The organism is Erythrobacter sp., assembly GCA_019739335.1.
In the GTDB taxonomy this organism is placed as follows: Bacteria; Pseudomonadota; Alphaproteobacteria; order Sphingomonadales; family Sphingomonadaceae; genus Alteraurantiacibacter.
This window is the reverse complement of record CP073261.1, coordinates 1,395,029-1,416,002: the sequence shown is the minus strand read 5'-3', so window position 1 is coordinate 1,416,002 and position 20,974 is coordinate 1,395,029. Positions and strand designations below refer to the sequence as shown.

22 protein-coding genes and 1 tRNA gene are annotated in these 20,974 nt (G+C 64.6%); 10 read left to right on the top strand and 13 right to left on the bottom strand.

The features are described 5' to 3' along the window. The first annotated feature begins 13 nt into the window (after positions 1-13). Both JY451_06945 and JY451_06940 read left to right on the top strand, forming a co-directional pair. Positions 14-2,050, top strand: coding sequence for an FHIPEP family type III secretion protein (locus JY451_06945; protein ID QZH76621.1), 2,037 nt, complete (start codon positions 14-16; stop codon positions 2,048-2,050). Continuing rightward, a complete protein-coding gene (locus tag JY451_06940; GenBank protein QZH76268.1) occupies positions 2,047-2,763 on the top strand; it encodes a sigma-70 family RNA polymerase sigma factor in 717 nt (238 codons plus the stop codon). The genes JY451_06945 and JY451_06940 overlap by 4 nt, the downstream gene beginning before the upstream one ends. 1 nt (position 2,764) lies before the next feature. Here JY451_06940 and JY451_06935 read toward each other — a convergent pair whose 3' ends face one another. The 8 genes from JY451_06935 to pepN form a co-directional block, all read right to left on the bottom strand. Beyond that, complete coding sequence (locus tag JY451_06935) at positions 2,765-3,712, bottom strand: FAD-binding protein (protein QZH76267.1); 948 nt, start codon at positions 3,710-3,712, stop codon at positions 2,765-2,767. Then, positions 3,712-4,458: an electron transfer flavoprotein subunit beta/FixA family protein gene (locus JY451_06930; protein ID QZH76266.1), complete on the bottom strand. Its 747-nt coding sequence runs from the start codon at positions 4,456-4,458 to the stop codon at positions 3,712-3,714. Before JY451_06930 ends, JY451_06935 begins: the two co-directional genes overlap by 1 nt. A 297-nt stretch (positions 4,459-4,755) precedes the next feature. Then, complete coding sequence (locus JY451_06925; GenBank protein ID QZH76620.1) at positions 4,756-5,289, bottom strand: adenine phosphoribosyltransferase; 534 nt, start codon at positions 5,287-5,289, stop codon at positions 4,756-4,758. Positions 5,290-5,314: 25 nt separating this feature from the next. After that, the gene (locus tag JY451_06920; GenBank protein QZH76265.1) at positions 5,315-6,193 is read right to left on the bottom strand and encodes a cytochrome c1; all 879 of its coding nucleotides are present in this window, start codon (positions 6,191-6,193) and stop codon (positions 5,315-5,317) included. Between the two features lie 39 nt (positions 6,194-6,232). Continuing rightward, positions 6,233-7,528, bottom strand: coding sequence for a cytochrome b N-terminal domain-containing protein (locus JY451_06915; GenBank protein ID QZH76264.1), 1,296 nt, complete (start codon positions 7,526-7,528; stop codon positions 6,233-6,235). A 20-nt stretch (positions 7,529-7,548) separates the two neighbouring features. Beyond that, complete coding sequence (gene petA, locus JY451_06910; GenBank protein ID QZH76263.1) at positions 7,549-8,115, bottom strand: ubiquinol-cytochrome c reductase iron-sulfur subunit; 567 nt, start codon at positions 8,113-8,115, stop codon at positions 7,549-7,551. A gap of 241 nt (positions 8,116-8,356) precedes the next feature. Continuing rightward, positions 8,357-9,043, bottom strand: coding sequence for a peptidoglycan editing factor PgeF (gene pgeF / locus JY451_06905; protein ID QZH76262.1), 687 nt, complete (start codon positions 9,041-9,043; stop codon positions 8,357-8,359). Beyond that, positions 9,036-11,696, bottom strand: coding sequence for an aminopeptidase N (gene pepN, locus JY451_06900; protein ID QZH76619.1), 2,661 nt, complete (start codon positions 11,694-11,696; stop codon positions 9,036-9,038). The genes pgeF and pepN overlap by 8 nt, the downstream gene beginning before the upstream one ends. Before the next feature lie 52 nt (positions 11,697-11,748). Here pepN and JY451_06895 point away from each other — a divergent pair, with 52 nt between their 5' ends. Next, positions 11,749-12,525 carry an SDR family NAD(P)-dependent oxidoreductase gene (locus JY451_06895; GenBank protein QZH76261.1) on the top strand — a complete coding sequence of 259 codons (777 nt, stop codon included), beginning with the start codon at positions 11,749-11,751 and terminating at the stop codon, positions 12,523-12,525. Here the strand turns inward: JY451_06895 and JY451_06890 are convergent. Further along, complete coding sequence (locus tag JY451_06890) at positions 12,509-13,429, bottom strand: DMT family transporter (GenBank protein ID QZH76260.1); 921 nt, start codon at positions 13,427-13,429, stop codon at positions 12,509-12,511. The genes JY451_06895 and JY451_06890 overlap by 17 nt on opposite strands. Then, complete coding sequence (locus JY451_06885) at positions 13,426-14,421, bottom strand: low specificity L-threonine aldolase (GenBank protein QZH76259.1); 996 nt, start codon at positions 14,419-14,421, stop codon at positions 13,426-13,428. Before JY451_06885 ends, JY451_06890 begins: the two co-directional genes overlap by 4 nt. 50 nt (positions 14,422-14,471) lie before the next feature. On the opposite strand from JY451_06885, the gene JY451_06880 reads away from it, so the two are divergent. Next, positions 14,472-14,774, top strand: a complete 303-nt coding sequence (locus tag JY451_06880; GenBank protein QZH76258.1) for an N-acetyltransferase — start codon at positions 14,472-14,474, stop codon at positions 14,772-14,774. Positions 14,775-14,946: 172 nt separating this feature from the next. After that, entirely contained in the window at positions 14,947-15,369 is a 423-nt protein-coding gene (locus JY451_06875; protein ID QZH76618.1) for a PRC-barrel domain-containing protein, read from the top strand. Positions 15,370-15,455: 86 nt separating this feature from the next. On the opposite strand, the gene JY451_06870 is transcribed toward JY451_06875, so the two are convergent. The 3 genes from JY451_06870 to JY451_06860 all read right to left on the bottom strand — a co-directional run bounded on the left by JY451_06870 (position 15,456) and on the right by JY451_06860 (position 17,810). Further along, positions 15,456-17,042, bottom strand: coding sequence for a PH domain-containing protein (locus JY451_06870; protein QZH76257.1), 1,587 nt, complete (start codon positions 17,040-17,042; stop codon positions 15,456-15,458). Beyond that, complete coding sequence (locus JY451_06865; protein QZH76256.1) at positions 17,039-17,512, bottom strand: PH domain-containing protein; 474 nt, start codon at positions 17,510-17,512, stop codon at positions 17,039-17,041. Before JY451_06865 ends, JY451_06870 begins: the two co-directional genes overlap by 4 nt. 223 nt (positions 17,513-17,735) lie before the next feature. After that, positions 17,736-17,810, bottom strand: a tRNA-Thr gene (locus tag JY451_06860). 111 nt (positions 17,811-17,921) lie between these two features. Here JY451_06860 and JY451_06855 point away from each other — a divergent pair. The 5 genes from JY451_06855 to JY451_06835 all read left to right on the top strand — a co-directional run bounded on the left by JY451_06855 (position 17,922) and on the right by JY451_06835 (position 20,974). Beyond that, a complete protein-coding gene (locus JY451_06855; GenBank protein QZH76771.1) occupies positions 17,922-18,083 on the top strand; it encodes a hypothetical protein in 162 nt (53 codons plus the stop codon). A 37-nt stretch (positions 18,084-18,120) separates the two neighbouring features. Next, positions 18,121-18,807, top strand: coding sequence for a 2,3-diphosphoglycerate-dependent phosphoglycerate mutase (gene gpmA, locus JY451_06850; protein ID QZH76255.1), 687 nt, complete (start codon positions 18,121-18,123; stop codon positions 18,805-18,807). A 4-nt stretch (positions 18,808-18,811) separates the two neighbouring features. Then, complete coding sequence (gene purE, locus JY451_06845) at positions 18,812-19,294, top strand: 5-(carboxyamino)imidazole ribonucleotide mutase (protein ID QZH76254.1); 483 nt, start codon at positions 18,812-18,814, stop codon at positions 19,292-19,294. Positions 19,295-19,411: 117 nt separating this feature from the next. Further along, on the top strand, positions 19,412-20,464 hold the full coding sequence (locus JY451_06840; protein ID QZH76253.1) for a 5-(carboxyamino)imidazole ribonucleotide synthase: 1,053 nt from the start codon (positions 19,412-19,414) through the stop codon (positions 20,462-20,464). Between the two features lie 3 nt (positions 20,465-20,467). Then, entirely contained in the window at positions 20,468-20,974 is a 507-nt protein-coding gene (locus tag JY451_06835) for a dihydrofolate reductase (GenBank protein QZH76252.1), read from the top strand.

The window sequence follows — 20,974 nt, the reverse complement described above, 5'->3', positions numbered from 1 at the left end:
CGCGCTGATCGCGATGATGGTGCTGCCGATCCCGACGCTGCTGCTCGACATGTTCTTCGTCTTCAATATCGCACTGTCGATCGGGGTGCTGATGGCGGCGCTGAATGCGAAGAAGCCGCTCGACTTCTCCTCCTTCCCCTCGGTGCTGCTGTTCGCCACGCTGTTGCGGCTGTCGCTCAACGTCGCATCCACCCGCGTGGTGCTGGTCAGCGGGCACGAAGGGACGGCGGCGGCGGGTCATGTGATCGAGAGCTTCGCCGCCTTCCTGGTGGCGGGCAATTTCGCCGTCGGGCTGTTCGTCTTCGTCATCCTGCTGATCATCAACATGGTGGTGATCACCAAGGGCGCGGGGCGGGTGTCCGAAGTTTCGGCGCGCTTCACGCTCGACGCCTTGCCCGGCAAGCAGATGGCGATCGACGCCGATATCGCGGCGGGCCTGATGACCGGGGACGAAGCTCGCGCCCGCCGCGCGGAAGTGGCGACCGAGGCGGATTTCTACGGCGCGATGGATGGCGCGAGCAAGTTCGTGAAGGGCGATGCGATTGCCGCGCTGCTGATCCTGTTCGTCAACATCATCGCCGGTTTCGGGCTGGGGATGATTGCGCACGGATTGTCGGCAGGCGAGGCGGCGGAAGTCTATATCACGCTGGCCGTGGGCGATGCGCTGGTGGCGCAGGTGCCATCGCTGCTGCTTTCGATTGCCGCTGCCGCCATCGTCACTCGCGTGTCGGACACAAGCGATCTCGTCGGGCAGATCGGGCGGCAGTTCGGCGCGCCTTCGAGCTGGCTGCCGGTGGCGCTGGTGCTCGGCGCGATGGGGCTGGTTCCGGCGATGCCGCAGATGATCTTCCTGCCCGCTGCTGCGCTGGCCTTCTGGCTCTATCGCACCTTACGCAGGCGAATGGATGCCGCCGCAGTTGTGGTCCAGGTGGTTGAGCCGGAGGAGCCGCAGCGCATTGCCGTCAGCGATGTCAGCGACCGCACGCTGGTGACGCTCGAACTGGGTTACGGGCTGGTGCATCTGGTGGACGAGGCGCGCGGTTCGCCGCTGGTCGCGCGGATCACCGGGGTGCGCAAGCAGTTGAGCCAGGGCTTCGGCTTCGTCGTGCCGCAATTCCGCATCCGCGATTCGCTCGATCTGCCTGCCAATTGCTGGCGTGTGCTGCTCGGCGGGGTGGAACTGGCGCGCGCCGAGGGTCAGCCCGATGGCTTGCTGGCGATCGATACCGGCGGGTTGGCCGAAACTTTAACGCGCGCGCACGGAGTGCCGGGTGAAGCGACGACCGATCCCAGTTTCGGCTGCCCGGCGCTGTGGATTCGGCAGGCGGACCGCGATCACGCGATTTCCGAGGGTTTCCTCGTGGTCGATGTGCCCACCGTGATCGCCACCCACGTCAACCAGCTGCTCGCCCCGCGCGGCGATCTGCTGCTCGGCCCGGAGGAAGTGCGCAGCCTGCTCGATGGCCTGCGCGAGGATGTGCCGGGGCTGGTCGAGGCAGTGCATCCCGATCCGCTCTCGCTGGCGGCGGTCACCCGGCTGCTGCGCGCGCTGCTGGCGGACGGGATATCGCTCGGCCATCCGGTGCCGATCCTGTCCAGCCTCGCGCTGGGCCTCCAGACCACCAAGGATTTCGACATGCTAGTCGATCACGTTCGCGCCGATCTGGGCGGCTGGATGGTCGGACAGATTTGCGCGCCCAACAAGCCGCTCGGCGTTCTGACGCTCGATGCCGGACTGGAAGGCGCGATCCTTGGCGGGATGCGCGATCCGGCCACTGGCCAGCCGGTGATCGAGCCCGATTGCGCGCGAATGATCGGCGAAGCGGTGGCAGGACATCTGGCTGCGCAGGACAAGCAACGCGGCCTCGCCCTGATTGTCCAGCCGCCCGCGCGCCGCGCGCTTGCCGCGCTGCTGCGCCAGCGTGCGCCTTCGTGCCTGGTGCTCTCCATCAACGAACTGCCGCCAACCCAGCCGGTGGAAGTCGTCGCCGTGATCGGCGGTCAGGCGGCCTTACCCGACCATTCCCAACCAGAGGTGCTCGCCGCATGAAGCACGATCACGCCCAATTCGCTGCTGCCGCCTACGGGGCGCAGGATATCGTCGCAGACCGGGTCCGCCGCTTCGTGCCGATGGTGCGCAAAGCGGCGTGGCATATCCACGGCGGTAGCCGCGACGGACTGGAAATCGAGGACCTGATGCAGGCGGGTTTCATCGCGCTCACGGAATGCGCGCGCAATCACGCGGGGCCGGGCGAGGACGGGTTCGCCGCTTATGCCAAGATCCGCGTGCGCGGGGCGATGTTCGATGTGATCCGCAAGGCGATGCCCGAAAGCCGGGGCGCGGTGGCAAGGCGGCGCAAGGCGGACGCTGCGCAGGAGCGGCTGCGGCAACTGCTCGGGCGCGAACCTGCGGCGGGCGAACTGGCAGCTGAACTGGGCATAGCGCCCGGCGATCTGGGCGCCTTCCTAATCGAGGAAGTTCAGCTCACTTCTATGGATGCCGCCTATGATGACAGCAATTCCGCCTTCGCCAGCGCCGACCCCGACCCGTTCACATTGCTATGCGAAATGGAGGACGGCGAACGGCTTGGCACAGCGATGGAGCGCTTGCCCGCGCGGCTGCAACTCGTGTTGCAACTCTACTTCGTCGAAGAACTGAACCTCACCGAAATCGCGGCCGTGCTCGAAGTCTCGGTCCCGCGAGTCCACCAGTTGAAGGCCGAAGCGCTGGTGAAGCTGAGGGACATAATGACTTCCGAGTGACCTAAAGCTTCTCGGTCAGCTCCGGAACGGCAGTGAACAGGTCCGCCACCAGCCCGATATCGGCGACCTGGAAGATCGGCGCATCGGCATCCTTGTTGATCGCCACGATCACCTTGGAATCCTTCATCCCCGCCAGATGCTGGATCGCCCCGGAAATGCCGATGGCGATATAGACGTTGGGGGCGACGATCTTGCCGGTCTGGCCGACCTGGTAATCGTTGGGGACATAACCCGCATCCACCGCCGCACGGCTGGCACCGATGGCGGCGCCCAGCTTGTCGGCGAGGGGCGTGATTGTCGATTCAAACGTCGCCGCATCCTTGAGCGCGCGGCCGCCCGACACGATGATCCCGGCGCTGGTCAGTTCTGGGCGCTCGCTCTTCACCGCGTCGAGTCGAACGAATTCGGAGAGCCCGGCGCTGCCTGCGCCAGAGACGCTCTCGACGCTGGCCGAGCCGCCTTCGGGCGAGGCCTTGTCGAAAGTGGTGGTGCGCACGGTGATGACCAACTTGGGATCGCTGCTCTCGACCGTTGCGACGGCATTCCCGGCATAGATCGGGCGCTTGAAACTCTTCGGGCCTTCGACGCTGATGATGTCGCTCACCTGCATCACGTCGAGCAGCGCGGCCACGCGCGGCAGCACGTTCTTGCCGGTGGTGGTCGCAGGCGCGAGCACCGCGTCGTAGCCTTCGCCTTCTTTGGCCATCAGCGAAACGATCAGCGGCGCGACATTCTCGGCGAGGCCATGCGCATAGGCGGCATCCTGCGCGAGCAGCACCTTCGCCACCCCCGCGATCTTCGCGGCGATATCGGCAGCCCCGGCGGCATCATCGCCCCCTGCGACGAGGACATGCACGTCGCCGCCCAGCTTGGCAGCGGCAGTGACAGTGGCGAGCGTCGCATCGGCGATCTGCCCGCCGTGGTGTTCGGCAAAAACGAGTGCGGTCATCAGGCGACTCCCAGGGCTTTGAGCTTGGCAACCAGCGCATCGACATCGGCGACCATCTCGCCTGCCTGCCGCACCGGCGGTTCACCCACATGGGTGGTGGCAATGCGCGGCGTGGTGTCGACGCCGTAATCGGCGGGGGCCTTGACATCGAGACGCTTCTGCTTCGCCTTCATGATGTTGGGCAGCGAGGCGTAACGCGGTTCGTTCAGTCGCAGGTCGGTGGTGACAATCGCGGGCAGCGACAGCTTGACCGTTTCCAGCCCGCCATCGACTTCGCGGGTCACGCTCACGTGATCGCCGTCGATCTCGACCTTGCTGGCGAAAGTTCCCTGCGGGCGGCCCATCAGCGCGGCGAGCATTTGCCCGGTCTGGTTCGAATCGTCGTCGATCGCCTGCTTGCCGAGCATCACGATGCCGGGTTCTTCCTCGTCGGCAATTGCCTTGAGGATCTTGGCCACCGCCAGCGGCTCGACCGCGTCATCTGTCTGTACCAGGATCGCGCGGTCAGCGCCCATTGCCAGCGCCGTGCGCAGCGTTTCGGTGGCTTTGGTGGGGCCGACCGACACGGCGATCACCTCGGTGGCGGCGCCCTTTTCGCGCAGCCGCAGGGCTTCTTCCACCGCGATCTCGTCGAACGGGTTCATGCTCATCTTGACGTTGGCGAGGTCCACTCCGGAACCGTCCGCCTTTACGCGCGGCTTCACATTGTAATCGATCACCCGCTTGACGGGCACGAGAATTTTCATGGATCGTCGTCCTCTACTCTCGGATTTGGCAACTGCCGCTTATGTAAACAGCCTTACGTATAGGTCAAGACACTTGGCCTTTCCAGGGCCGCAGCTTGGCTCCGGATTGTCCGGTTGCCGAAAACCGGCTCGCTGTAAAGGCTTCACCGCCATTCCCTCGGCGGTGATCATGTTGGCGATGGTGCTTGGGTTCAGCGACGCTTCGCAGGTGAATATCGGAACGGGCCTTCTCATCTGCCCAGCCACGCTCAAGGCGGGCGATATCTTGCTTGCAAGAGCGGGAAACATTGCTCGCGGTCAGTGGCCGTCAAAAGCGATCAAGGCGTGGGCGTCGACCTGTTCTGCCGCAAGCGCCCGCCCGCCGCCCAGTTCCGGCAGATCGATCAAGAATAACGCGCGATCCACCAAGGCACCGGCGCGGCGCAGAAGGCGCGCGCCAGCGACTGCCGTACCGCCTGTTGCCAGCAGGTCATCCACCAGCAACACCCGCTCGCCGTCGCGCAACAGGGTGGGATCGAGTTCGAGCCGGGCATGGCCGTATTCGAGAGCGTAATCCTCGCCAATCGCAGCGATCGGCAGCTTCCCCGCCTTGCGAAGCGGGATGAAACCGACACCGAGATGTACCGCGAGTGCCGCGCCGAAGATGAAGCCGCGCGCCTCGATCCCGGCGACGGCGTGGGGCTTGGGATCACCGGCAAGCTCTGCCAGTCCCGATACGGCGCGCGCCATGCCTTCGCCGTGCGCGAGTAGCGTGGTGATATCGCGGAACAGGATTCCCGGTTTGGGGAAATCGGGAACGGTGCGGATCAGGTCGCGCAGGTCGGCGGACATGCTCACCAGCCTGCCCGCACCGAACTCAGCTATCCTTGCGCTTCGGCTTGACCGCCGACCAGACCTGCTTCTTGGCGAACCAGGCGAGGATCGTGGCGAACAGCGTGAAGGCAAGCACCCACCAGCCGGTCTGCTTGCGCTCGATCATGCGCGGTTCGGCCGTCCAGGTAAGGAAGGCGGAGACGTCGCTCGCCATCTGGCTCACCGTGGCTTCGGTGCCGTCGGCATAGGTCACTTGCCCGTCCACCACCAACGGCGGGGCCATCGCCAGGTTGATGTTAGGGAAGTAGGGGTTGAAGTGAAGTCCGGTGCTCGGCATCGATTCCGGAGCCGTCTGGGCGAAGGACTGGCCCTCTTCATTGGTGTAGGTGTTGGGATCGGCGTAGCCGGTCAGCAACGAATAGACATAGGCCGGTCCGTTTTCGCGTGCCTTGGTCATCAGCGATAGATCGGGCGGGATCGCATTGTTGTTCGCGGCACGTGCTGCGACGTCGTTGGCGAAGGGGCGCGGGAAGTAATCCACCGGGGTGCCGGGACGCAACGCATCTTCGCCAGTATCGGGATTGATGCCCGGCACGTTCCATGTGGCAGCTTCGGCCTTCACCTGCTCTTCGGAATAGCCAAGCTCGCCCAGATTGCGGAACGCCACGTATTGCAGCGAATGGCAGGCAGCGCAGACTTCCTTGTAGACCTGGTAGCCGCGCTGCAATTGCGCGGCATCCCAGGTGCCCAGCGGACCTTCGAACGAGAACCCGCCCTCAGGGGCATGGGACTCTTCGAGGAAGGCGTAATAGGCGGGCTGCTCAGCAGGCTCGGTCGCGGCGGTGTAGGCGCCAAAGCCGAACGACACGAGGACCACCAGCGTGAAGCCGAGACCGACAAGGATACCAACTAGGCGGATCATAAACTGCTCTTTCCGTTCAACACTAAACCGCGGGGCCGATCAGACGGCCACCGGCTCGGCGTTTTCGCCCAGCACTGCCTTCTTGTCCGAACCCAGCACCGCCTCGGTAATCGAGAAGGGCAAGGGTTCGGGCCGCTCAATCGAGGAAACGATCGGCAGGATCACGAGGAAGTGCAGGAAGTAGTATGCGGTGGCGATTTGGCTGATCATCACATAGGGTTCTTCGGCCGGCGCACCGCCGCAGATGAACAGCACGATCATCGTCGGGATCAAGCCGAACCAGAAGAACTTGCGGAACAGCGGGCGATAGTGACCCGAACGGACCGGACCCTTGTCCAGCCACGGCAGGAAGAACCACACCAGGATCGACGCGAACATGGCCAGCACGCCCCACAGCTTGGCGGGCAGGATGAAGTCGAAGGTGAAGGCGCGCAGGATCGCGTAGAACGGGTAGAAATACCATTCGGGCACGATGTGCGCGGGCGTGGAGAGCGGGTTGGCCGGAATGTAGTTGTCAGGGTGGCCGAGCACGTTGGGCAGGAAGAACACGAAGCTGAAGTAGATCAGCAGGAACACGCCCAGCCCGAAGCCGTCCTTCGCTGTGTAGTACGGATGGAACGGCAGGGTGTCGCTTTCCGACTTGATTTCCACGCCAGTCGGGTTCGACGAGCCGGGGATGTGCAGCGCCCAGATGTGCAGGATCACGCAGCCCGCGATCACGAAAGGCAGCAGGTAGTGCAGGCTGAAGAAGCGGTTCAGCGCGGCATTGTCCGGTGCATAGCCGCCCAGCAGCCAGATCTGCAGCGGTTCGCCGACGAAGGGAATCGCCCCGAACAGGCCGGTGATGACCTTGGCGCCCCAGAAGCTCATCTGGCCCCACGGCAGCACGTAGCCCATGAAGGCAGTCGCCATCATCAGCAGGAAGATGGTGACGCCGATCAGCCAGATCATTTCGCGCGGTGGCTTGTACGAAGCGTAGAAGAAGCCGCGGAAGATGTGGATGTAGATCACCACGAAGAAGAAACTGGCGCCGTTGGCGTGCGCATAGCGCATCAGCCAGCCCCAATTGACGTCACGCATGATGTGCTCGACCGAAGCGAAGGCGACATCGGCATTGGCGGCGTAATGCATCGCCAGCACGATCCCGGTGACGATCTGCAGCATCAGGCAGAAGCCCGCGAGCACGCCGAAATTCCAGAAGTAGGAAAGGTTGCGCGGCACCGGATAGCCCGCGCCCACGGCGTTGTAGACGAGGCGCGGAAGCGGCAGTTTCTCGTCGAAAAACTTGCTCAGTCCGTTCTGCGGCGTGTATTCCTTGGCCCAGGGAAAGCTCATGTCTCTGTCTCTTCCTTGCCTCAGCCGATCACGAGCGTCGTGTCGGTGACGGTATATTCAGGTACTTCGAGATTGGTCGGCGCCGGGCCTTTACGGATGCGCGCGGCGGTATCGTAGTGCGAGCCGTGGCAGGGGCAGAAATAGCCGCCGTATTCGCCTTTGTTCTCGCCATCGGCGGCACCCAGCGGGACGCAGCCGAGGTGGGTGCAGACACCCATCACCACCAGCAGGTCTTCATTGCCGGGCAGCGTGCGTTCGGCCAGCGTTTGCGGATCGCGCAGATCGTTGACACTGACAGCGTTGGCAGCGGCAATTTCGTCCGGTGTCAGGCGGCGCACGAACACCGGCTGCTTGCGGAACACAGCCTTGATCGCCTGGCCCACTTCGAGGCTGGCGATATCCAGTTCGGTGGTGCTCTCGGCCAGCACGTCCGCCGAAGGGCTCATCTGGCTGATCAGCGGCATGACCATGACGAGGCCGCCGACACCGGCAGCCGAAACGGCAGCGATTTCGATGAAGTCGCGGCGACGAACGCCTTCTTCAACGGCTACTTCGGTAGCTTCAGGAGTGCCTGTGGTGGTTGCCATTTGCCTGCCTTGCCAAGTCCTTGCCTTGAACTTCGGACCACCGGAAGGCTCCTACAAAGGTAGCCTGCGACCCGAAGATTAACCCGTCTGCAGCGTGCGCAGCAGGTCCCCGCGATGCGGAGTGCCGGTCGCCAGCTTGGCGGGGCTGATAGACGAGCAAATCCGCCCTGCCAACCCGCCTTTTGGCCCTGTTGTGACCGCTTATTGCAACGACTGCCCGAATCGACGGGGCGATGCAGGTTTACGACAGGCCGATTAGGGAGAACTGCCTGCCATAGGTGGGTTCGCCGCGATGGGTGGCGCGGCGGTAGGAATGGAAGCGCGCTTCGTCGGTGTAGGTATCGATCGCCAAGGTCTCGATCCAGCCCAGCTTCAGCGCCGCGAGTCGCCAGCCGACATAGGCGGGCAGGTCGAACTGCCACTTGCCCGGGGTGCTGCGAGTGAAAAAGCGCTGGTGGCGCTCCTCGAACTGCTCGACGAAGTCCCAGCCAACCTCGTAGCTGGCCTGCGCAATGGTGGGGCCGATGGCGGCACTGATATTGCCGCGTTTCGCCCCCAGCTCCTCCATCCGTCGCACAGTGGCCTCCAGCACCCCGAAATGCGCGCCGCGCCAGCCGGCGTGGGCAGCACCGATTACGCCCGCTGTCTGGTCCACCAGCAGCACCGGGGCGCAGTCGGCGGTGACAACACCAAGGACAACGCCGGGGGTTGCGGTCACCAGCGCATCGGCTTCGGGGCGAGCGTCATCGGCGAAAGGCCCATTCACCGCCAGCGCGATGGGGGAATGAACCTGCTTCACCAACACGAGCTGCCCGCCGGGGACGATCAGTGACGCATCGGGCGGGCCTTCATAGCCGATGCCAGTGAAAAAGCCGTGTGGCACGCCAGCCAGCGCTTCGGCCTGCAAAAATTCGCGCGGCTCAGCCAAGGCTGCGGCTCACTTGTTCCTGCGTGTCGCGCGACAGGCCGGGCGCGGCCATGATCCGCTCCAGCTGCTGGCGCATCAGCGCCGAGCGCCCCGGCTCGATCCGCTTCCACCGCCCCAGCGGCGGGACGAACCTACTGGCGGTCTGCGGATTGATCGGATCGAGCGCGAGGATCAGGTCGGCGATCATCGCGTAGCCCGTGCCATCGGGAGCATGGAAGGCAGGCGGATTGACCGCCATCGCCATATACAGCGAGCGCACCCGGTTGGGGTTCTTCAGAGTGAAATCGGGATGCTCCGCCAGCGCCTTGACGTGATCAAGCACGTGCGGGTGCAGCGATCCGGCCTGAAGGCTGAACCACTTGTCTACCACCAGCGGATTGGCGCGATAGCGGTTGTGGTTGTAGAAATCGAGCAGGCGATTGGTCCGTTCGATCCCCGACAAACCGGTGAGCACCATCAGCGCCCCCTGCCGGTCGGTCATGTTGTCCGCCGCGTCATACTGCCCTGCCGCCAGTTGTGTGGCGCGTTCAGGACTACCCGCCGCGAGATAGACCAGCGCCTGCGTCTTCACCTTGCGCGCCCCGCGCGCCTCGGCATCGAGGCTGTAGGGCACGGCAGAAGCGCGGGCGTGGAGCGCGGTGAACTCCGCCTCAAGCGCTGCGCCCACCGCAGCGCGCAGCGCCTGCCGCTCGGTGTGGATGCGCCCCGGATCGGCGACCAGCATGGTTTCCGCCAGATAGCCTTCCCCCGGCAGCACCAGCAATTCGCCGCGCATCAGGTCGTCGAGCGCTACGTCGGCCAGCACCGCCTTGATGGCTCCGGCAATGGCCTGCTGCCCCGATTCGCGCGCCGCCTGGTCCAGCCGATCCTCGACAGCGTCCTGCAATTGCCGCACGATCAGTTCTTGCAAGGCCTCGTAACGGGCGAAAGGATCGTCATCGTGCGCGGCGAGGAACACCAGTTCGTCGCGGGCGATCTGGCGTTCGATCACTACCGGGGCGGAAAAACCGCGGTTGATCGACAGCACTGGCGGCGTGGCATGGCCGGGGAAGATGAAGCTGGCCTCGGCCTCATCCAGCACCAACAATTGCTCGCCCGCATGGCTCCCCGTCTTTGCGTCATAGAGCGCCACCTTGAGCGGAATCGGCATCGGCTGCTTGTCGGGCTGGCCGGGAGTGGGAGGAACTTCCTGCGCCAGATGCAGCGTGGCGGCGTCCCCTTCGTGGGTCAGCCGCACCGTCACCTTGGGCGTGCCCGCCTGCGCGTACCACAAGCGGAACTGCGTCAGATCGAGCCCTGCACCCTCTTCCATCGCACGGATGAAATCCTCGCAGGTAGCGGCCTCGCCATCGTGGCGGTCGAAATAGAGATCACAGCCGGCGCGGAACCGCTCTTCACCAGCCATCGTGCGCATCATGCGGATGACTTCGGCGCCCTTGTTGTACACCGTGGCGGTGTAGAAATTGCTGATCTCGCGGAAGCTGTCGGGCCGGATCGGATGGGCGAGCGGGCCCGAATCCTCGGGGAACTGCGCCCCGCGCAGCACTCGCACATCCTCGATCCGCTTGACCGGGGCCGAACCCATGTCCTGGCTGAACAGCTGGTCGCGCAGCACGGTGAAGCCTTCCTTCAACGAAAGCTGGAACCAGTCGCGGCAGGTGACCCGGTTGCCCGACCAGTTGTGGAAGTATTCGTGCGCGATCACGCCTTCCACCCCGTCGAAATCGCCGTCGGTGGCAGTGTCCTCGTCCGCCAGCACATATTTGGTGTTGAAGACGTTGAGCCCCTTGTTCTCCATCGCCCCCATGTTGAAATCGCTAACGGCGACGATGTTGAACCGGTCGAGATCGTATTCGCGCCCGAACACCTCCTCGTCCCAGCGCATCGAGCGCTTGAGCGATTCCATCGCGTGCCCGGTGCGGCCCTGGTCGCCGTCCCGGACCCAGATGGCGAGCGCGACTTCGCGGCCCGACATGGTGGTGAAGCTGTCTTTGTTGGCGACCAGATCGCCCGCCACCAGCGCGAAGAGGTAGCTCGGCTTGGGCCAGGGGTCGTGCCATTCGGCCCAGTGGTTACCGTCCGCTTCCTCGCCCTCGGCCACCAGATTGCCGTTGGAGAGCAAGACCGGAAACTGCGCCTTCGGCCCCTGCATCTTCACGCGATAGGTCGAGAGCACATCGGGGCGATCGGGGAAGAAGGCGATCCGGCGGAACCCCTCGGCCTCGCACTGGGTGCAGAGCATCCCTTCGGAAGCGTAGAGGCCCATCAGCTTCGTGTTGGCAGAAGGGTCAATCTGCGTGATTACCTTGATTTCGTGCGCACCACCAGGCAGCGGAACAAGCAGGTCGCCGCCGTCCATAGACCAGTTGCTGACGTGTTCGCCGTCGACAGATACACTGAGCGGGACCAGTTCGTCTCCGTTGAGCCGGATCACCGGCGAGGCATCGGCCCTGGCATTACGCGCAACCGTCAGCCGCGCGACCACCCGCGTCGCATCGAGACCCAGATCGAAATGGAGCGCCACTTCGGGCACCAACCAGGGGAACGGCTTGTAATCCTTGCGGTGGATGGTTGCAGGATCGTGCGGTTCACCGGCGGCGTCGGCCATCTCGGGGTTGCCATCGGGGGTGGAGGGGGTGCGGGCAATATCCATCATCGAAAACTGGGGCCTTATCCTGCGCGTGTCGAGAGGCTAAACGTTCGGCATGGCACATCTGTTCATTTTCGGGCTGGGTTACACGGCAAAGCGCATCAAGGCACGAGCCGATGCTCTGGGGTGGCAGGTTTCCGCCACCGGGAGAGACGGCAACATCGACTTTGGGGACGAGGCTCTCGTTCGCGCTGCCTTGCAGGACGCCAGCTTTGTCTTGTCCAGCGTACCACCTGCCGATGGGTGTGATCCAGTTCTGACACGCTACCGGCATCTCCTAAATGGTCGAGGTCACTTCTACCTCTCTTCCACCGGCGTTTACGGCGATACCAAAGGGGCTTGGGTGGATGAAAGCGCGCCTACAGGCGGCGGCAGACGCGGCGCGCGCTCCGATGCTGACGCTGAGTGGCTTGCGCGCGGGGCAGTCGTCTTCCGCCTGCCGGGCATCTACGGGCCGGGTCGCTCCGCTCTGGACCGCGTGCGCGAAGGCAAGGCGCACCGGATCGACCTGTCCGATCAGGTCTTCAGCCGGGTGCATGTCGAGGACATCGCCAGCGGCGTGATCGCGGCGATGACAGGTAATGCGCCGCCCGGAGCCTACAATCTCGCCGACGACCTGCCGTGTAGCCAGAACGCGGTGATCGAGGAGGCGTGCCGCCTGCTCGGTGTTGCACCGCCGCCGTTGCAGACGATGGACCAGGCAGGCCTCAGCCCGATGGCGCGCGGTTTCTATGCCGAGAACCGCCGGGTCGCGAACGGCAAGGCGAAGCGGGTGCTCGGCTGGCAGCCGCGCTATCCGACCTATCGGGACGGCCTCAAGTCCCTGCTTTGACCTGCCGCGCCCGCAGCGCCACGATCATCCCTACCGTCGCCAGCATACCCCCGGCTACCGCCAGCGGGGTCCAGCGATAGTCCTCGAACAGGGTCGAGATCAGCATAGCGATCACCACCACCAGCACCCCGTTGTAGGCTGCGCGCCCTGCTCCCAGATCGCGCACAAGCTGGTAATAGAGCGGGAAAGTCACTACCGATCCTGCCAGCGCCAGCCATGCCGTGCCCAGCCAGAACCCGGCATGGGTTGGCAGTATCGGCGGGCCGTCCACCACCCAGGCCAGCCCCCCGTCGATCAGTGTGCCGTAGAGCATCGACCACGCCAGCAAGCTGATCAGTGGGACACTGCGCCCCGTGCTCCCCGCTTGCACCACATTGGCGATCGAGGCTGCGAGCATCGCTCCCAGCGCCAGCATGGTGCCGAGCGCCACATTGCCACCCAGCGGCGCGGCGCGCGCCTCGTTGACCAGAAGCAGCGCAATGCCCGCCAGCGCCAGCCCGCTGCCCAGCATGAACCGCGCGGTGATCGCCTCACCCAGCATGATCCGCCCAAGGATGGCATTGGGCACCAGCATCATCCCGATCAGCAGCGCGACGATCCCCGAAGTCAGGTGAAGTTCGGACAGGTAGACCAGAGTGTAATTGCCGCAGAACTGGAATAGCCCCATCGCCAGCGCCAACCCATGCGCCTTTGCGCCCATGCCGAGCGGCTTGCGCATCAGCAGCGCCAGCGCAAACATCGCCGGAGTGGCCATCGCGAACCGCCAGGTGACCGACCATAGCGCGGTCTCGTCATCGATCTGGGTGGTGATGACGAACCAGGTCGAACCCCAGATCAGCGCCACCAGCACGAAGGGCAGCACGATGGCCGGGCGTAGCAGGGCGTGCGGAGGGTTCTCGCTCATAAAGCGGCAATCGCGCGGCCCAGCGCCCGCGCGTCGTGGGGATCGGTAGCCCAGCTGGTGACCAGCCGCACGCAGGTGTCGTCCCAATCGTAGAAGGCAAAGCCTTGCGCGCGAAGGGCAGCGCGTTCGGCAGCGTCCATCCGCACGAACAGTTCGTTGATCTGCGCCGGATGGACCAGCCTGTCGTCAGCGTCTTCCGCGATGATCGCCGCCGCCGCATTGGCCGCGCGGGCGTTTTCGAGCCACAGGTCGTCCTCCAGCATCGCCAGCACCTGCGCCGCCAGATAGCGTCCCTTGCTCTGCAAATGCCCGGCGCGTTTGCGCCGCCAGCGGACCAGATCGGCCTTGGCCGGATCGAAGAACACGATCGCTTCGGCCCCCATGCCGCCGTTCTTGACGCAGCCGAAGCTCAGCGCGTCGATCGGCCCTGCCGCATCGGCGGGCGCGCAAGCAAGGAAGGCCACCGCATTGGCAAACCGCGCCCCGTCCATGTGCAGGCCGAGACCATGCTCCCGCGTCAGTGCGGCAATCGCCGCCACTTCTTCGGGGCGGTAGGCGAGGCCGTATTCGCTCGCTTGCGTGATGGAGGCGGCCTGCGCCGGAACCTGATGCACGCCGCGCGTGATGCCTGCCAGCACTTCGCCGATCCCTTCCGGAGTCAGCTTGGCCCCGTCGCCCTCGGCCAGCAGCAGCTTCGCCCCGTGCAGGTAGAACCCCGGCGCGCCGCACTCGTCCATCTCGATATGCGCCTCACGGTGACACACCACGCCGCCGTGCGGCTCCACCATTGTCGCCAGCGCGAGGCAGTTGGCCGCCGTCCCCGTCGCCACCCACAGCGCCGCGCAGTCCCGCCCGAACAGCGCGGTAAACCGCGCGTCAAGCTCGCGGCTCAGCGCATCAGTGTCGTAGGGCGAATCCGCCACATCGGCCTTGCGCATGGCTTCCCACACGCGCGGGTGGACGGGGGCGGCATTGTCGGACAGAAATTGCATCGCGGAACGCAATGGCGGTGGAGGCGGTTGTGCGCAAGCAGGAGAACATGATGACCGAGATCGAAATTATCGCCACCGACGAGACCACCCACGGTGCCTACCGCGCCGATGTGCCCGGAACCGAGGTGCAGGCCGAACTGACCTGGCGCGCTCGGGGCGAGGCGCGTATCGCCAATCACACGTTTACTCCGCCGCAGGCGCGCGGTCAGGGGATCGCGGCAAAGCTGGTCGAGGCGATGATTGCAGATGCCCGAACGAAAGATTTCACGATCGTCCCACAGTGCCCCTACGTCGCCGCGCTGTTCCGCAAACATCCCGAATGGGCTGACCTCCTGGCTGACACGCCGAGTTGAGCCCAAGCTGCGGTAAAGCTAGGAAATTCCGGAACGGCGAGACCTCTCACCCGTTGAGAGATTGAACACGCCGACGGCGTTTTCAAGACGCTTTGGGCCGTGTGCCCGCCAAGCATCCGTCCGGGATCGCGTCCGCAGTCGGCTCCAGTGGAGCAGCACCATGAATCAGACCATGCAGACCAATCGCAGCAATTATTCGGATGACGAACTGAATCGCCGTGCGCAGTTCGATCGCTCGCGCCCGCTTGAGCGCGACGAGACCGATAGCCTGATTTCTTCCGACAAGGTCGAGGGAACCAAGGTTTACTCAACCGACGGCGAACACCTGGGAACGATCGATCATGTCATGCTCGGCAAACGGTCGGGCCGGATTGAATATACGGTGATGAGCTTCGGCGGTTTTCTTGGCATGGGTGAAAGCTATTTCCCCGTACCTTGGGACGCGCTGGACTACGATACCGATCGCGGCGGCTATGTCGTCAATATCGACAAGTCGCGCCTGAGCGATGCCCCGTCGTATGGTCGAGACAAGACCCCTTCCTACGATGAGCAATATGGGCGCCAAGTCTATGGCTATTACGGCCTGATGTACTGATCTCGCCATCAATGCGCGAAGAGGATGGCAATGCGCGAAGCGAATGGGCTCCGGTGAAATGTCGGGGCCCATTTTCGTGCGGGCGATTATTTTGGCAACCGCGCGAAGTCGACACTGGCGATGCTTTCGAGCACGGCGGAGCGCAGCTTGCGCGCATCCTCGAGCGCCAGCCCGTTAAAGGCCATGCTCCCGCCTGCCAGTCCGAACCGCAGGTCGCAATAGCCGCGCCAGCGCGCCAGCGGCCCTTGCGCGATCTCTACCGAATGGAGCTTCACCCGGTTCGCCACTTGCGTGCGCGGAGCGAGCCAACCGCGCCGCGACAGCACCTGTGCGGGATCGAGCGCATGGCGATCATACCGCCACAGGTAAAACTCGCGCGCGGCGATCACGCCGACTATGCCAAGAATGACAGCCCCGATCACGGCGAGTCCGGGCACGAAACCCTCAGTCGAAGCGGCTGCAGCGGTTAAGCCAATGATTCCCAGCACGGTCACGACGAGGCAGGCTATCATCGCCCGATCGAAATAGTAGTTCGGGCTGGGCCTGCGCCATTGCTCGCTCTCATCGGGCAGGCTGAATCCGGCTTCCTGCGCAATCGGCGCCACCTCCGCGAGCCGGGCGAACGGCGCGACTTCGTGATTGGCACTGCCCGAATCCTGCGCCAGGCTGATGAAGGACAGGCCGTACCAGCCGAACCGGCGCCGGAGGATGCCGGTAGAAAGCACCAGCGCCTGCACCCGGTGAGCCGGCATCACCACATCGGTCTTGGTCAACAGACCCCGACGGCGACGGAATCCCTTGGCCGTGCGATCGAGCCGGAAGCCCCAGTCGCGCACGAAAGTCTTCACCACCCCGCTCGCCAAACCTACCACGATCACACTGGCGAGCAGATAGAGCACCGCAAGCACCCGCGCCCCGGTATCGAAGCTGTCGATGTAGCTTCCCGCCTCGGCATAGCGCGCGTCTTCAAACCACGATCCGACATATTCCCACAAATCGAACGGCAGCAGGAATTCAAATTGCTGCGCCGCGCCCAGCAGCACCGCGAACACCACTAGCGAGAAACTGAACAGGCCATAAGTGAACAATCGCCCCTGCCCCATTGCGAACAGCAGGCGGCCCTCCGGCACCGCCTCGACAGGCTCGCCATCGGCGGGTGCGGCGACGTCGCCTTCCGCCCCCTCCACGAGTGCCCGTACTACTTCGCGCAGGCGCTCGCCCTCTGCCTCGCTGACATAGGCCAGCTTCAGCTCGTCCTTGCCGCCCGCACCGGTTTCGAACCGCACTTCGACCAGCCCAAGCAGGCGCGGGATCAGTTTCTGTTCGAGGCTGACATCCTGGATCCGGTCATAGGGCACCGAGCGCGCCGAACGGCTGATAATGCCCTGCTCCAGCCGCACATCGCTTTCCCCCACGCGATAGCGAAGCCGCACCCAGCCGAGCCATGGCGGCACCAGGTTGAGCGCGACGACCACCAGCAGGATCGGCACGGCGTAAGCCGCAATCGTCGCGAGCTCGCTGCTCTGGCTGGAAGCTCCGAACAGGACGAAACCCAGCGGAATCGCCGCCGATGCAAGCGAACGCACGCCCTGAGCGGCTATGCTCAGCGGGCTGACCCGCCGCCATTCGCCGATTTCGATCTCGTCCGCGCTGTCGCTCACAGGGTGGCTCACAGCGACTCGCGTTTCACATGGGCGCGAATGTCCTCGCGCATCGCAATCGCATCGGCATGGGCCAGCCCTGGCAGCGTGACCGAGGCATTGTGCGTCCCCGCGGTGTGCAGGATCAGTCTCGCGATTCCGAACGCGCGTTCAAGCGGCCCCTGCTCGACATCGAGATGCTGCACCCGGCTGAACGGCACCACGGTATCGGCATGGAACAGCACGCCCTTAACCACTCGTAGGCGGTCCACCGCCATGTGATAGCCGCGCGACTGGTACTTCTTGATTGGCACAATGCCGATGAGGACAATAGCGAGCAACAGCACCGGAATTCCGGGCGCCCAGGGCGGCAACGCCTCGACGAGCGCAAGCACGGTAGCTGCGACGATAAACGGCAGGGTGATAAGCAGCCCCTCGATCCGCAGGATAGTGGTGTAACCAGGATCGAGCGGAGTGAGAGGTTCTTCGGTCATCCGGTGCATTATAGAGATAAGGCACCTTTGGGGGAAGGGGAATAGGGAATAGGGAATAGGCAATAGGCAATAGGCAATAGGCAGTAGGCAGTAGGCAGTAGGCAGTAGGCAGTAGGGTCACTGAACGGGCCGAAGGCCCGCAAGCGCGAACGCGCGCCCGCAGGTGCCCCGCAGCGCAGCGAAGGGAGCAGCACCGAGGATGATCGCCCGGACGGGCGATCCTAAAGAAAAATGGTGCTGCTGGAGAGGATTGAACTCTCGGCCTCACCCTTACCAAGGGTGTGCTCTACCACTGAGCTACAGCAGCGTCCGGCCCGTTCCGGGTCGTCCCGTCGGGCAGGGGCGCGCTATTGGCGCGGGGCGGGGGAAAGTCAAGCCATGCTTGAGCCTGCGCAACGCTTGCTGCACTATGCGTGGCATGACTAAGGATACTGCCCGCGAGGAACGGCTCGCTGCCAAGCTGCGCGAGAACCTGCGGCGCCGAAAGGTACAGGGCAAGGCGCTTGCGGGCGATGCACCTTCCGAGTCCCTACCCCAGCCCGATTCGCCGAGTCTTTCCAATCCCGCCGCAGACCGCTAGGGCGCGCAGCTTAGCCGACAACCGGAGAAATATCCCCGTGCCCACGCTGATCCTCGTCCGCCATGGCCAGAGCGAATGGAACCTTGCCGACCGGTTCACCGGCTGGTGGGATGTCGATGTCACCGAAAAGGGCGCCGAGGAAGCACGCGCCGCCGGGCGCCTGCTCAAGGAGCACGGCCTGTTCCCCAGTGTCGCCTTCACCAGTGTGCAGAAGCGCGCGATCAAGACACTGCATCTTGCACTGGAGGAGTGCGAGCGGCTGTGGATTCCCGAAACCAAGGACTGGCGGCTCAACGAGCGGCACTATGGCGGGCTGACCGGGCTCAACAAGCAGGAAACCCGCGAAAAGCATGGCGACGAGCAGGTGCTGGTCTGGCGGCGCAGCTTCGACGTACCGCCGCCGGTGCTGGAGAAGGGCAGTGAATTCGATCTCTCCACCGATCCGCGCTACGCCGGGATCGCCATTCCGCAGACGGAGAGCCTCAAGCTGACCATCGCGCGGGTGCTGCCCTATTGGGAAAGCGCGATCCTGCCGCAGCTGGCGAGCGGCGAGACGGTCATCATTTCCGCACATGGCAACAGCTTGCGCGCACTGGTGAAGCACCTTTCGGGCATTTCGGATGACGATATCACCGGGCTGGAAATCCCTACCGGGCAGCCGATCGTCTATGAGTTCGATGAGGTGATGCAGCCGGGCGCGATGCGTTATCTGAAGGACATGTGAGAGGATGACTGCTCCTGTAGCAATCGTGATGGGCAGCCAGTCCGACTGGCCGACCATGCAATGCGCCGCCAAGGTGCTCGACGAGCTGCGTGTGGCTTACGAAGCGCGCATCGTCTCCGCGCACCGCACGCCGGACCGGCTGCACGCTTTCGGCAAGAGCGCGGCGGGCGAGGGGTTCAAGGTGATTATCGCAGGCGCAGGCGGGGCGGCGCACCTGCCGGGGATGCTGGCCGCGCTCACCCACTTGCCGGTGCTCGGCGTGCCGGTGAAATCCAAGGCTCTGAACGGCCTCGATAGCCTGCTCTCGATCGTGCAGATGCCTGCCGGGATTCCGACCGGAACGCTGGCGATCGGCGAAGCGGGGGCGACCAATGCGGGTCTGCTCGCCGCCTCGATCCTGGCGCTGGGGGACGAAGGGCTTTCGATCCGGTTGCAGGCATGGCGCGCGGCGCAGAGTGCTTCGGTGGCGGAAGTGCCGCAGGACTGATCTTCCCCGGCTACGGATCGCCCGGCGCTTGTCGAAGCGAGGGTTTTCCTTTTTATCAGTGGCAGGACAATGTGCAGGGCTCCGACAGGCCCGGCCTGAGCGGGATTGGGAGTGGGAATGCTGAAGCCCGGTGCGACAATCGGCATCCTCGGCGGCGGACAGCTGGGGCGGATGCTGGCCATGGCGGCCGCGCAGCTCGGCTATCGCTGCCATATCTATGCGCCCGAGGCCGACAGCGTTGCTGCCGATGTCTCCGCCCGGTTCACCTGCGCCAAATGGCATGACCGCGAGGCACTCGCCGCATTTGCCGCCGCCTGCAATGTCGTCACTTACGAATTCGAGAATGTGCCGGTGGAGCCGCTGGCAGTGATCCCGGCGGACATGCTCGCTCCCGGCACCCGCGCGCTCGAAGTGGCGCAGGACCGGGTGCGGGAAAAGAACTTCATGCTCGAACTCGGCGGTCATCCCGCGCCCTTCGCCGCGGTCGATCATGACAGCGAACTGGCGGGCGCGGTGGACCGGATCGGCACGCCCGGCATCCTGAAGACCCGCCGCGACGGCTATGACGGCAAGGGCCAGTGGGCAATCGCGCGCGCCGAGGAAGCGCAGGGCATCCGTATCCCGCAATCCGGCTGCGTCTATGAAGCGAAAGTGCGGTTCGAATGCGAGTTCTCGGTAATCCTCGTACGCGGGCGGGATGGCGCGGTGCGGTTCTGGGATTCGCCTCGCAATACCCACGCTCAGGGTATCCTGTCGCACAGCGAACTGCCCGCCCCCGCCGTGGTCGGCCAGCAGGTGGGCGAAGCGCGGGCGCTGGCCCAGAGGCTGGCTGAGGCGCTGGGCTATGTCGGGGTGCTGACCTGCGAGTTCTTTGCCACGGCGGACGGCCCGGTGTTCAACGAAATGGCCCCGCGCGTGCACAATTCGGGGCACTGGACGATCGAGGGTGCGGTCACCAGCCAGTTCGAAAACCACATTCGCGCGATCTGCAGCCTGCCGCTGGGCGATACGTCCAGCTTGGCCGAGCGGATCGTGATGGACAACCTTATCGGCGCGGGCGCGCTCGATATTATGCGGCACCTCACCGATCCTGCCGCCCACCTCCATCTCTACGGCAAAGCCGAAGCGCGTGACGGGCGCAAGATGGGCCACATCACGCGGGTGGGTTGAGGCGTGGCACAGGATATCTCTTTCATCGTCGCCCGCGCGACCAATGGTGTGATCGCCCGTGACGGCGCGGTGCCGTGGGCGATTTCGGAGGACCTGCGGCGGTTCAAGGCGCTGACCATGGGCCAAAACAAACTGGGACTCCCGATGGTGATGGGGCGCAAGACGTTCGAAAGCCTGCCGGGCCTGCTGCCGGGACGTCGCCATGTGGTGCTCACCCGCGACAGGCATTGGCAGGCTGAAGGCGCTGAAGTGGCGCATTCGCCGGAGGATGCGCTGGCGCTGGCTGGCGATGGCGACATTGCGGTGATCGGCGGGGCGGAGATTTTCGAACTGCTATGGGACAAGGCGACCACGTTCGAGCTGACCGAAGTGTATGAGGAAACCGAGGGCGACGTCACGATGCGTTCCCCCGCTGACGATCCCGCCTGGCGCGAAGTGGCGCGCGAAAGCCGCCCGGCGGCTGGCGGCTTCCCGCCCTACGATTTCGTCACCTTCGAGCGGCGCGCGTGA

Coding starts and splice junctions, on each gene's coding strand:
- JY451_06925 (QZH76620.1), bottom strand. CDS start 5,289: ATGTCCGCCGACCTGCGCGACCTGATCCGCACCGTTCCCGATTTCCCC.
- JY451_06895 (QZH76261.1), top strand. CDS start 11,749: ATGGCACATCTGTTCATTTTCGGGCTGGGTTACACGGCAAAGCGCATC.
- JY451_06940 (QZH76268.1), top strand. CDS start 2,047: ATGAAGCACGATCACGCCCAATTCGCTGCTGCCGCCTACGGGGCGCAG.
- petA (QZH76263.1), bottom strand. CDS start 8,115: ATGGCAACCACCACAGGCACTCCTGAAGCTACCGAAGTAGCCGTTGAA.
- purE (QZH76254.1), top strand. CDS start 18,812: ATGACTGCTCCTGTAGCAATCGTGATGGGCAGCCAGTCCGACTGGCCG.
- JY451_06935 (QZH76267.1), bottom strand. CDS start 3,712: ATGACCGCACTCGTTTTTGCCGAACACCACGGCGGGCAGATCGCCGAT.
- JY451_06840 (QZH76253.1), top strand. CDS start 19,412: ATGCTGAAGCCCGGTGCGACAATCGGCATCCTCGGCGGCGGACAGCTG.
- JY451_06855 (QZH76771.1), top strand. CDS start 17,922: ATGACTAAGGATACTGCCCGCGAGGAACGGCTCGCTGCCAAGCTGCGC.
- JY451_06885 (QZH76259.1), bottom strand. CDS start 14,421: ATGCAATTTCTGTCCGACAATGCCGCCCCCGTCCACCCGCGCGTGTGG.
- JY451_06915 (QZH76264.1), bottom strand. CDS start 7,528: ATGAGCTTTCCCTGGGCCAAGGAATACACGCCGCAGAACGGACTGAGC.
- JY451_06880 (QZH76258.1), top strand. CDS start 14,472: ATGACCGAGATCGAAATTATCGCCACCGACGAGACCACCCACGGTGCC.
- JY451_06920 (QZH76265.1), bottom strand. CDS start 6,193: ATGATCCGCCTAGTTGGTATCCTTGTCGGTCTCGGCTTCACGCTGGTG.
- JY451_06945 (QZH76621.1), top strand. CDS start 14: ATGATGGTGCTGCCGATCCCGACGCTGCTGCTCGACATGTTCTTCGTC.
- JY451_06930 (QZH76266.1), bottom strand. CDS start 4,458: ATGAAAATTCTCGTGCCCGTCAAGCGGGTGATCGATTACAATGTGAAG.
- JY451_06890 (QZH76260.1), bottom strand. CDS start 13,429: ATGAGCGAGAACCCTCCGCACGCCCTGCTACGCCCGGCCATCGTGCTG.
- pepN (QZH76619.1), bottom strand. CDS start 11,696: ATGGATATTGCCCGCACCCCCTCCACCCCCGATGGCAACCCCGAGATG.
- JY451_06865 (QZH76256.1), bottom strand. CDS start 17,512: ATGCACCGGATGACCGAAGAACCTCTCACTCCGCTCGATCCTGGTTAC.
- JY451_06875 (QZH76618.1), top strand. CDS start 14,947: ATGCAGACCAATCGCAGCAATTATTCGGATGACGAACTGAATCGCCGT.